Source organism: Streptomyces sp. NPDC046915, from assembly GCF_040644935.1.
In the GTDB taxonomy this organism is placed as follows: Bacteria; Actinomycetota; Actinomycetes; order Streptomycetales; family Streptomycetaceae; genus Streptomyces.
This window is the reverse complement of sequence record NZ_JBEYXB010000009.1, coordinates 436,582-446,120: the sequence shown is the minus strand read 5'-3', so window position 1 is coordinate 446,120 and position 9,539 is coordinate 436,582. Positions and strand designations below refer to the sequence as shown.

General features: G+C 71.5%; 11 protein-coding genes. 7 read left to right on the top strand and 4 right to left on the bottom strand.

Annotation, left to right across the window (positions count from 1 at the left end; genetic code table 11):
- Both ABZ915_RS25415 and ABZ915_RS25410 read right to left on the bottom strand, forming a co-directional pair.
- Positions 1-1,034: maltotransferase domain-containing protein (locus ABZ915_RS25415; RefSeq protein WP_361807371.1), on the bottom strand; the 1,034-nt coding region annotated here is incomplete at its 3' end.
- Between the two features lie 74 nt (positions 1,035-1,108).
- A complete protein-coding gene (locus ABZ915_RS25410) occupies positions 1,109-1,408 on the bottom strand; it encodes a DUF5133 domain-containing protein (RefSeq protein WP_361807368.1) in 300 nt (99 codons plus the stop codon).
- A 300-nt stretch (positions 1,409-1,708) separates the two neighbouring features.
- Here ABZ915_RS25410 and ABZ915_RS25405 point away from each other — a divergent pair, with 300 nt between their 5' ends.
- Positions 1,709-2,212, top strand: coding sequence for a pep a2 (locus ABZ915_RS25405; protein WP_361807365.1), 504 nt, complete (start codon positions 1,709-1,711; stop codon positions 2,210-2,212).
- Positions 2,209-4,356, top strand: coding sequence for a glycogen debranching protein GlgX (gene glgX, locus ABZ915_RS25400; protein ID WP_361807362.1), 2,148 nt, complete (start codon positions 2,209-2,211; stop codon positions 4,354-4,356). The genes ABZ915_RS25405 and glgX overlap by 4 nt, the downstream gene beginning before the upstream one ends.
- 23 nt (positions 4,357-4,379) lie before the next feature.
- Here glgX and ABZ915_RS25395 read toward each other — a convergent pair whose 3' ends face one another.
- Positions 4,380-5,204: a VOC family protein gene (locus tag ABZ915_RS25395; RefSeq protein ID WP_361807359.1), complete on the bottom strand. Its 825-nt coding sequence runs from the start codon at positions 5,202-5,204 to the stop codon at positions 4,380-4,382.
- A 199-nt stretch (positions 5,205-5,403) separates the two neighbouring features.
- Here ABZ915_RS25395 and ABZ915_RS25390 point away from each other — a divergent pair, with 199 nt between their 5' ends.
- Complete coding sequence (locus ABZ915_RS25390) at positions 5,404-5,736, top strand: ANTAR domain-containing protein (RefSeq protein WP_361807356.1); 333 nt, start codon at positions 5,404-5,406, stop codon at positions 5,734-5,736.
- A gap of 4 nt (positions 5,737-5,740) precedes the next feature.
- Here ABZ915_RS25390 and ABZ915_RS25385 read toward each other — a convergent pair whose 3' ends face one another.
- Positions 5,741-6,538, bottom strand: a complete 798-nt coding sequence (locus tag ABZ915_RS25385; protein ID WP_361807353.1) for an RNA polymerase sigma factor SigF — start codon at positions 6,536-6,538, stop codon at positions 5,741-5,743.
- A gap of 178 nt (positions 6,539-6,716) precedes the next feature.
- Here ABZ915_RS25385 and ABZ915_RS25380 point away from each other — a divergent pair, with 178 nt between their 5' ends.
- From ABZ915_RS25380 to ABZ915_RS25365, 4 genes are all read left to right on the top strand, one after another.
- On the top strand, positions 6,717-7,172 hold the full coding sequence (locus ABZ915_RS25380; RefSeq protein WP_361807351.1) for a MarR family transcriptional regulator: 456 nt from the start codon (positions 6,717-6,719) through the stop codon (positions 7,170-7,172).
- A complete protein-coding gene (locus ABZ915_RS25375) occupies positions 7,169-8,005 on the top strand; it encodes an ATP-binding cassette domain-containing protein (RefSeq protein WP_361807348.1) in 837 nt (278 codons plus the stop codon). Before ABZ915_RS25380 ends, ABZ915_RS25375 begins: the two co-directional genes overlap by 4 nt.
- Positions 7,965-8,810 carry an ABC transporter permease gene (locus ABZ915_RS25370; RefSeq protein WP_361807345.1) on the top strand — a complete coding sequence of 282 codons (846 nt, stop codon included), beginning with the start codon at positions 7,965-7,967 and terminating at the stop codon, positions 8,808-8,810. Before ABZ915_RS25375 ends, ABZ915_RS25370 begins: the two co-directional genes overlap by 41 nt.
- Before the next feature lie 188 nt (positions 8,811-8,998).
- Positions 8,999-9,532 (top strand): hypothetical protein, encoded by a 534-nt coding sequence (locus ABZ915_RS25365; protein ID WP_361807342.1) that lies wholly within the window; start codon positions 8,999-9,001, stop codon positions 9,530-9,532.
- Positions 9,533-9,539: the final 7 nt, after the last annotated feature.

Below are 9,539 nucleotides of genomic sequence, written 5' to 3'. Positions count from 1 at the left end.
TTCTTCGGGGGGTTCTCGGCGTAGGCGATGGTGCCGTCGGGGCGGTGGTGGAACCACTCGGGGTGTTTGTGGACCCAGGGGTGGTCGGGGGAGCACTGGAGGGCGAAGTCGAGGGCGATCTCCAGGCCGAGTTTGGTGGCGTGGGCGACGAAGTGGTCGAAGTCGTCGAGGGTGCCGAGGTCGGGGTGGACGGTGTCGTGGCCGCCTTCGGGGGAGCCGATGGCCCAGGGGACGCCGACGTCCTGGGGGCCGGCGGTGAGGGTGTTGTTGCGGCCTTTGCGGAAGGTGTGGCCGATGGGGTGGATCGGGGGGAGGTAGACGACGTCGAAGCCCATGGCGGCGATGGCGTCCAGGCGGCGGGTGGCGGTGCGGAAGGTGCCGTGGGGGTGTTCGGTGGTGCCTTCGGAGCGGGGGAAGAACTCGTACCAGGAGCCGTACAGGGCCCGTTCGCGTTCCACCAGCAGGGGCAGGGTCTCGGAGGCGGTGACCAGTTCCCGCAGCGGATGCCGGGCGAGGACCTCCGCCACCTCCGGCGCCAACGCCGCCGCCAACCGGGAGTCCGGGGACAGGGAGTCGTCGCCCAGGGCCCGCGCGGCCGCCCGTACCACCCCGCGCTCCCGGCCCGCGGGCACCCCCGCGGCGGCCCGGGCATGCAGTTCGGCGCCCTCCTCGAGCACCAGGCCGGTGTCGATTCCCGCCGGGACCTTGACCCGCGCGTGGTGCCGCCAGGTGGCTACCGGATCGCTCCAGGCCTCCACCGTGTACGTCCAGCGGCCCGTGGTCTGAGGGGTGACCTCGGCGCCCCATCGGTCGGTGCCCGGGGCGAGTTCACGCATCGGCGCCCAGGGGCCCGGACGGCCCTCGGGATCGCACAGCACCACATTCGCGCCGACGGCGTCGTGCCCCTCGCGGAACACGGTCGCGGTGACCTGGAAGGTCTCGCCGGCGACCGCCTTCGCCGGGCGCCTGCCGCACTCCACGGCAGGCTGGACGTCCCGGACCGGGATGCGGCCGATGGTCTCGGTCGAGCTCATGGGTGTCACCTCCGCCGTGCGCGAAGCCGGGCCCGGGGCCCGGCTGTGAATCCGATGGGTGCTGGAAGATCAGGTCAGTACGTTCCCGCCGTCGGTCGCCGGTCCGGCGGGGGCGCCCGTCTGGCCCGGCCCTGCACAAGCGGCCGCCCGGCCTGCTCCTGGAGGTAGACGGCGAGGGTGGTGCGCAGATAGCGCTCGGCGGCGTCCGCGGCCTCCCGGGCGCACCGCTTCCCCATCAGTACGCACAGGGTGTAGCCCGAGTCCTCGAAGGCGGCCCGTACGGCTCGGTCGGAGGGCGAGGCGAGCATCAGCCGTTCCCACGCCCGGTACCGGCGCAACAGCCGGGCCACTTCGGCCTTCGCGGGTAGCAGCATGGCCCCTTCACCTTCCGACGCTCTCGACTGGGCACGCTTCCCGACGGTCGGGTGGCATCCGGGCACGGAGAGGCACGGATCCGTTACGGCGCTCGAGGCTTTCACTTATGGTGCACGCACAGCCACGAAGCGTCTTGTTGGTTTCTCAACTACCTCACTGGTCTCTCGTGTTGCACGAATGGCGTAGCGCGCGCACTGTGGATCTGACTCAGAAGCGATCAGCGCTCACACTCCGTGTCCGGCACTGGGCCGGGCAGGGCGAGGACGGGCGAGAGCTTCGCCGGTGAGGAGCAAGCGACGATGAAGACCGCAGTGCCCTGCTACTACCACCTCGACGTGGAAGTCAGCCCCGAACGGGTCGGACAGGTCAGCCGCATCCTGGCCGCCCACCTCCGCTACTGGGACCTCGAGAACCTCGTGGATCCCGTCCGCAGCGGCACCGAACTGCTGCTGCGGGCGATCGACGAGCACGCGACCGACAAGCACATCTCGATCGAGATGTGGTGGAACGGCCAGCACCTCATCACCGCCGTCGGCGGGGACGACCGCGACCTCCGGCCCGACCAGGACCTGCGCACCTGCCTGGTCCGCATCGCCGCGATGAGCGACGGCTGGGGCTGCTGCGCCACGGCCACCGGTAGCAAGATCATCTGGTTCTCCCGGCGCGCCCGCGCCGGCCAGCGCGTCCCGCTGGTCCCGACGGCCCCGGCGCCCAACCTCATCGAGGGCCTCGACGTACCCCGCGAACCGCCGGTGACGGCCCTCGCCGCCGCCGTGGACGGCGCCCTGGAAGGGGCTCGGTGACCGCGCGGCGATCCCGGAAAGGGGGGCCCGTGTGGAGCGGGCACCCCTACCCGCTGGGCGCGTCCTTCGACGGGCAGGGCACCAACTTCGCCCTGTTCAGCGAGGTGGCCGAGCGGGTCGACCTGATCCTTGTCGACGACTTTGGAGCCGAGACCCCCGTTCCGCTCAACGAGGTCGACGGCTTCGTCTGGCACGGCTACCTGCCCGGGATCGGGCCGGGGCAGCGCTACGGCTACCGGGTCCACGGACCGTGGGACCCCGACCTCGGCCACCGGTGCAACCCGGCCAAGCTGCTCCTCGACCCGTACGCGCGGGCCGTCGACGGGCAGATCGACAACCACGCCTCGCTGTACGAACGTGCGCCGAGCGGTCCCTCCCCGGCCGACAGCGCCGGGCACTCCATGCTCGGCGTGGTCATCGACCCGTACTTCGACTGGGGCGACGACCGCCCGCCCCGGCGGCCCTACGCCGACTCCGTGATCTACGAGGCGCACGTACGGGGACTGACCCGCCGCCACCCCGGGGTCCCGGCGCGGCTGCGCGGCACCTACGCCGGCCTCGCCCACCCCGCGGTCGTCGAGCACCTGACCGGACTGGGCGTGACCGCCATCGAGTTGATGCCGGTGCACCAGTTCGTGCACGACGGCGTGCTCCAGGACCGCGGCCTGTCCAACTACTGGGGCTACAACACCATCGGCTTCTTCGCGCCGCACAACGCCTACGCCGCCTTCGGTACCCGCGGCCGGCAGGTCGACGAGTTCAAGGCGATGGTGAAGGCGCTGCACGAGGCCGGGCTCGAGGTGATCCTCGACGTGGTCTACAACCACACCGCCGAGGGCAGCGAGCTGGGCCCCACCCTCTCCCTCCGGGGCATCGACAACGCCTCGTACTACCGGCTCGTCGACGGCGACTGGGCGCACTACTACGACACCACCGGCACCGGCAACAGCCTGCTGATGCGGCACCCCTATGTGCTCCAGCTGATCATGGACTCGCTGCGGTACTGGGTCACCGAGATGCACGTCGACGGCTTCCGCTTCGACCTCGCGGCCACCCTGGCCCGGCAGTTCCACGAGGTCGACCGGCTGTCGGCGTTCTTCGACCTCATCCAGCAGGACCCGGTGATCAGCCGCGTCAAGCTGATCGCCGAACCGTGGGACGTCGGCGAGGGCGGCTACCAGGTGGGCAACTTCCCGCCGCTGTGGTCGGAGTGGAACGGCCCCTACCGGGACGCCGTACGGGACTTCTGGCGGGCCGAGCCCGGCTCCCTCGGCGAGTTCGCCTCCCGGCTGACAGGCTCCGCCGACCTGTACGGGCACAGCCGGCGCCGGCCGCGCGCCAGCGTCAACTTCGTCACCGCGCACGACGGTTTCACCCTGCGCGACCTCGTGTCGTACAACGACAAGCACAACGAGGCCAACGGCGAGGACAACCAGGACGGCGAGAGCGTCAACCGGTCCTGGAACTGCGGGGCGGAGGGCGAGACGGACGACCCCGCCGTACGGGAGCTGCGCGCCCGCCAGCAGCGCAATCTGCTGGCCACGCTGCTGCTGTCGCAGGGCATCCCGATGCTCTGCCACGGCGACGAACTGGGCCGCACCCAGCGCGGCAACAACAACGCCTACTGCCAGGACGGCGAAGTCTCCTGGACCGACTGGCGGCTGACGAAGGAGCAGCGCGCGCTCGCGGACTTCACCCGGCACGTCATCGCGCTGCGCGCCGCGCATCCCGTACTGCGCCGCCGCCGCTTCTTCCGCGGCGAGACGGCCACCAACTCCGAGCAGCCGCTGCCCGATCTGGTCTGGCTGCGTTCCGACGCGCGCGAGATGACCGACCGGGACTGGCAGCGCGCCGACGCGCACTCGGTCGGCATGTTCCTGAACGGCGACGCCATCGCCGAACGGGACGCGCACGGTCGCCCGGTGGTCGACGACTCGTTCCTGCTGCTCCTCAACGGCTACTGGGAGCCCGTGGACTTCCGCCTGCCCGACCGGACCTACGGGGAGCGCTGGGGCACGCTGATCGACACCGCCGACCCCGAGGGCGTCCTCGACGAACGGGAACGCAAGGCGGGCACCCGTCTGCGGCTGGAGCCCCGCAGCCTCGTACTGCTGTCCCGCCCGTCCCGCGGCACACCGGCGTAGCCGCGCGGCCCGGGGAGGTCAGGTCACCGGGCGGACCGGGCCGTGACCGTGAACTGCGCGCCGTCGGGGTCGCGCAGGATCGCCTCGTCCACGTCCTCCCGCAGCACGCTCCCGCCGTGCTTCTCCGCCGCCCGGGCGCAGGCCGCCACGTCGTCCACGGCGAAGTGGACCTGCCAGTGCGGCCGGACCGTGGGGTCGGGTGCCGCCTCCGCCGCACCGGAGTCGATGCGCGCCACCACGTCGCCCCGGCTGCGCAGCACGACCTCGCCCCCTTCGTACTCGACCTGGCAGCAGCCGGGACGGTCCGAGGAGGCCCAGTCGAGGATCTCGCCGTAGAAGATGGCCGAGTCGAAGGCGTTGCGGGTGTGCAACCGGATGAAGGTCGGTGCCGCCTGGCGCCAGGCCTCCCAGTTGGAGACGAGCTTGCCCTCCCAGATCCCGAAGGTGGCACCGTCCCGGTCGGCGAGGAGCGCCGCCCGGCCGGGCGGGAAGGACAGCGGGCCGACGGCCACCGTACCGCCGCGTTCCCGGGCCCGCGCCGCGGCCTCGTCCGCGTCCGGGACCGCGAAGTACGGCGTCCACGCCACCGCCATCTGCCACATGGTGGCGACCGCCGCGATCCCCGCGACCGGTACCCCGCCCGCCAGCGCGATGCGGAAGTGGTCGCCCATCCGGACCTCGCGCCATCGCCAGCCCAGGACGGCTTCGTAGAACTCCTGCGTGGCGCGCAGATCGCGACTGGTCAGACTCACCCAGCACGGTGTACCGAACACGGAGTGCGTGGAGACGACGTGGGTGAGGTTCCGCGGGTCTCTCGTACCGCCGGGAAGGGTGGTGTCGTGATTCATGGCAGTCGCGTCCTGGTCTCGGCGACCGGCAGCCACCGGTCTCCCACCAGTGTCCATCCGGAAGCGGTACGGGCGCCTGCGGAGTACCCCGTACGCGCGCTCCGAAACGGCCCGGTGACGCATGGCGGGGCCCGGCACGACGGTGTATTGATGGGCTGAGAGCGGCGAGGTGAAGCCCTGCGCCGACAGGGAGGCGACCATGACCACGAACGGCCGCCAGGACGAGGCCGACCCGGACCGCGTCTTCGCGTTGCAGGAAGAGGTCCACCAGCTGAAGGAGGCCGTCACCTCGCACGCCGTGGTGGACCAGGCGATCGGGGTGATGGTCGGGCTGGGGCGGGTCACGCCGGACCAGGGGTGGGCCGTGCTGAAGGAGGTCTCCCAGCACACCAACATCAAGCTGCGCAACGTCGCCGAGCTCGTCCTCGTCTGGGGCCGGACGGGCGACATGCCCGCCGACGTCCGGGCCGCGCTGGAGGACGCCCTCGACCGGCACGGCCCGACCCAGATCCCCGGCGCGCCGCCCGAGTGACGGATCAGACCATGTCGGTTTCGGCCAGCAACTCTTCCCGCAGGTGCGCGAAGCAGCTGCTGAGCAGCCGGGAGACGTGCATCTGCGAGATGCCGAGCTGCTGTGCGATCCGGCTCTGCGTCATGCCGCGGAAGAACCGCAGGTAGAGGATCATGCGCTCGCGCTCGGGCAGCGCCCGCAGACAGGGTCTGACCGCGGCTCGGTCGACGACCAGGTCGTAGCCGGGCTCGGGCCCGCCCAGGGCGTCCCCCAGCGCGTAACCGTCCGTGCCGGGCATCTCGGCGTCCAGTGACAGCGCCGTGAAGCACTCCAGGGCCTCCAGGCCGGTCAGCACCTCGTCCTCGGTCAGGTGCGCGCGCTCGGCGATCTCGGCGACGGTGGGCGCGCGGCCCGGGGTCGTCTGCGCCAGGTCCTTCACGGTGCTGCGCACGCGGTTGCGCAGGTCCTGCACCCGGCGCGGCACGTGCAGGGTCCACATGTGGTCACGGAAGTGGCGCTTGATCTCGCCGGTGACGGTCGGCACGGCGTACGCCTCGAAGGCGCGGCCGCGTGCCGGGTCGAAGTGGTCGACCGCCTTCACCAGGCCCAGTGCCGCCACCTGGTACAGATCCTCCAGCGACTCGCCGCGGCCCCGGAAGCGCACGGCGATCCGCTCGGCCATGGGCAGCCAGAGCCGGACCAGTTCGTCCCGCAGCGCCTGCCGCTCCGGGCCGTCGGGCAGCACCGCGAGTCGCTCGAACGCCTCGGCGGTGTCCGGGGCGTCGTCGTGCGGGTGGGGTTTCGTCCTGTGGGTGCCACGCATCGCGCGCACCTCCCTCAGCGGGTGCCGGGTGGGAAGACCGGGTGGGAAGACACTCCCGCAGTCGGATGTCTCAAAACGAATCACCTTATAGGGTGACATACACCGATTATCTCCCTTCTTCTTGTTCTTGACCTCCGCTTGGGCGCGATTACCTCTGTGACAGAGGTAATCTCCCCGTGTGGCATCAGGGACCTTTCCGGAGGAACTGGTCGACGCCCTGGTCGGGGTGCAGCGGCTCATCCGCCGACGGTTGCGCGGCGGACTCACCGGACCGCGGCTGCGCGGCGCCGAAGTGGAACTGCTGCGTCTGGTCGAGGCCCGTCCGGGCATCGGTGTCTCCGACGCCGCCAAGGAGCTGTATCTGGCCGGCAACTCGGTGTCGACCCTGGTCAATCAGCTGGTGCGGGACGGATACCTGCTCCGGGAGACCGATCCGGCCGACCGGCGCGCCGCCCGCCTGCAACTGACCGAGGCGGCCCGTGACCGGCTGAGCGACTGGCAGCGGCGGCGGGCGGCCCTGGTCGGCCGGCACGTGGCCCGGCTCGGCGAGGCCGACCGGGAAGCGCTGCGCGCCGCGCTTCCGGTACTGCGCAAGCTGGCCGTCACCCTGCACGAGGAGGCCGAGGAATCATGACGCCGGACACCGTCGCGGACGCCGTCACCTGTACCCGGCTCGCCTACGCCTTCGGGGACACCAACGCGGTCGACGGGCTCGACCTGGCGGTGCGCGAGGGCGAGGTCTTCGGGCTGCTCGGGCCCAACGGCGCCGGCAAGACCACCGCCATCCGCTGCATCACCACCCTCCTGCCGGTCCCGCCCGGCATGGTCCGGGTCTTCGGCCACGACGCCGCCGGGGACCGCATGGCCGTACGCCGGCTGCTCGGCTACGTCCCCCAGCAGCTGTCCGCCGACAGCGGGCTCACCGGACGCGAGAACGTCGCCCTGTTCGCGCGGGTCTTCGACGTCCCCCGCCGCGAGCGCGCCGCCCGGGTCGGCCAGGCGCTGGCCGCCGTCGGCCTCGCCGACGCCGCCGACCGGCTCGCGGGCACCTACTCCGGCGGCATGGTCCGCCGCCTGGAACTCGCCCAGGCCCTGGTCAGCGCCCCCCGGCTGCTGATCCTGGACGAGCCCACCATCGGCCTGGACCCGATCGCCCGCACCGGCGTCTGGGAGCACATCAACGCCGTCCGCGCCGCCACCGGCATGACGGTCCTGGTCACCACCCACTACATGGACGAGGCCGACCAGTACTGCGACCGGGTGGGCCTGATGCACCACGGCCGCGTCCGGGCCCTGGGCACCCCGGCCGAACTGCGCCGCGGCCTCGCCGAACGCCGGGGGACGACCACCCTGCCCACCCTGGAGGACGTCTTCCGGGACATCGCCGGCAGCGGTCTCGACGAGCAGTCGCAAGGAGGTTTCCGCGATGTCCGAAGCACCCGCCGCACCGCGAACCGCGTCGGCTGAGGGTACGGCTCTGCTGCTCAGTCCACCGGTGCCCCGGGCGGGGTGGCGGCTGCTGCCTGCCCGGGTCGTCGCGCTGTGTGCCGTGGAGCTTCAGAAGCTGCGCCACGACCGCACCGAGCTGTACACCCGGGCGGTGCAGCCCGCCCTGTGGCTGCTGATCTTCGGTCAGACCTTCACCCGGATCCGGGCGATACCCACCGGCGGCATCCCCTACATCGACTATCTGGCGCCCGGCATCATCGCCCAGTCCGCGATGTTCATCGCCATCTTCTACGGCATCCAGATCATCTGGGAGCGGGACGCCGGGATCCTCAACAAGCTCCTGGTCACCCCGACCCCGCGGTCGGCGCTGATCACCGGCAAGGCCTTCGCGGCGGGTGTGAAGTCGCTGATCCAGGCCGTCGTCGTCATCGTCATCGCCGCGGTCCTCGGCGTGGCCCTGACCTGGAACCCGCTGAAGCTGCTCGGCGTCGCGGCGGCCGTCGTCCTCGCCTCCGTCTTCTTCTCCTGCCTGTCGATGACCATCGCGGGCATCGTGCTCAGCCGCGACCGGCTGATGGGCTTCGGGCAGGCGATCACGATGCCGCTGTTCTTCGGCTCCAACGCCCTGTACCCGGTCTCCGTGATGCCCGGCTGGCTCCAGGCGGTCAGCAAGGTCAACCCGCTCAGCTACCAGGTCGACGCCCTGCGCGGCCTCCTGCTCGGCACACCCGCGCATCTCGCCGCCGATTTCGGCGTCCTCGTGGTGGCCGCCGCGCTCGGCATCACCGCGGCCTCCTCACTGCTCGGCCGGCTGGCCCGCTGATCTTGCCGAGGACGTGATGTGCGGCACGCGCCCTCACCCGCCGGCGGGCCCGGTGACGGGATTTCTGCTGCGCAACGCTTGATCGTCGATCAAAGCGGGCGAATCCCCTGGCCACAGCTCATTCCGCTCATTTGACAGTGCGCTGAGCCCACAGATAGGAAGCAGGCCTTGAGGTCGAGAGGGGCACTGTGTACGAGCCGAACGTGGTCGGGGACTGGCAGGAGTACGAGGAGCATGCCGGTCTGCGGGTCCGCGTCCACCGTCTGGAGGCGGCGGAGCCACCACGCGGACGGGACGACGCCGCCGCCGGGCTGACGTACTTCCGTCTCCGGGTGACCATCGAGAACCGCGGTGACCAGCACTACCTCGTGCACCTGGAGGACGGTCAGATCGACGTCCGCCTCGGCCCCGACGGCGAGGGCGCCTTCATCGACTGGCGCAACACCCAGTTCATCGAGGGCTTCGACGTCTACCCGCTGCGCCGCGCCACCGCCGTGCTGTACGCGGCCGGTCCCGAGGCCGCCCTGGCCCAGGTGGACGTCCAGATCCAGCTGCGGGTCGACGAGGAGTGGACCGAGCGCCGGCTGTGGGCGGGCGGCATCGGCGTGCACGAGAGCCAGGTCGGCGCCGGCGCCGCCGCGGGGGCCGGACCGAGCAGCCTGGCCCACCAGGTCAGCGCCTTCCTGCGGGACCAGGGAGAGCCGGGTACCGCCACCGCCTGACGGCCGC

Excerpts from the sequence above, each read along its gene's own strand:
- ABZ915_RS25395 (WP_361807359.1), bottom strand. The coding sequence starts at position 5,204 with ATGAATCACGACACCACCCTTCCCGGCGGTACGAGAGACCCGCGGAAC.
- ABZ915_RS25405 (WP_361807365.1), top strand. The coding sequence starts at position 1,709 with ATGAAGACCGCAGTGCCCTGCTACTACCACCTCGACGTGGAAGTCAGC.
- ABZ915_RS25385 (WP_361807353.1), bottom strand. The coding sequence starts at position 6,538 with ATGCGTGGCACCCACAGGACGAAACCCCACCCGCACGACGACGCCCCG.
- ABZ915_RS25375 (WP_361807348.1), top strand. The coding sequence starts at position 7,169 with ATGACGCCGGACACCGTCGCGGACGCCGTCACCTGTACCCGGCTCGCC.
- ABZ915_RS25390 (WP_361807356.1), top strand. The coding sequence starts at position 5,404 with ATGACCACGAACGGCCGCCAGGACGAGGCCGACCCGGACCGCGTCTTC.
- ABZ915_RS25370 (WP_361807345.1), top strand. The coding sequence starts at position 7,965 with ATGTCCGAAGCACCCGCCGCACCGCGAACCGCGTCGGCTGAGGGTACG.
- ABZ915_RS25410 (WP_361807368.1), bottom strand. The coding sequence starts at position 1,408 with ATGCTGCTACCCGCGAAGGCCGAAGTGGCCCGGCTGTTGCGCCGGTAC.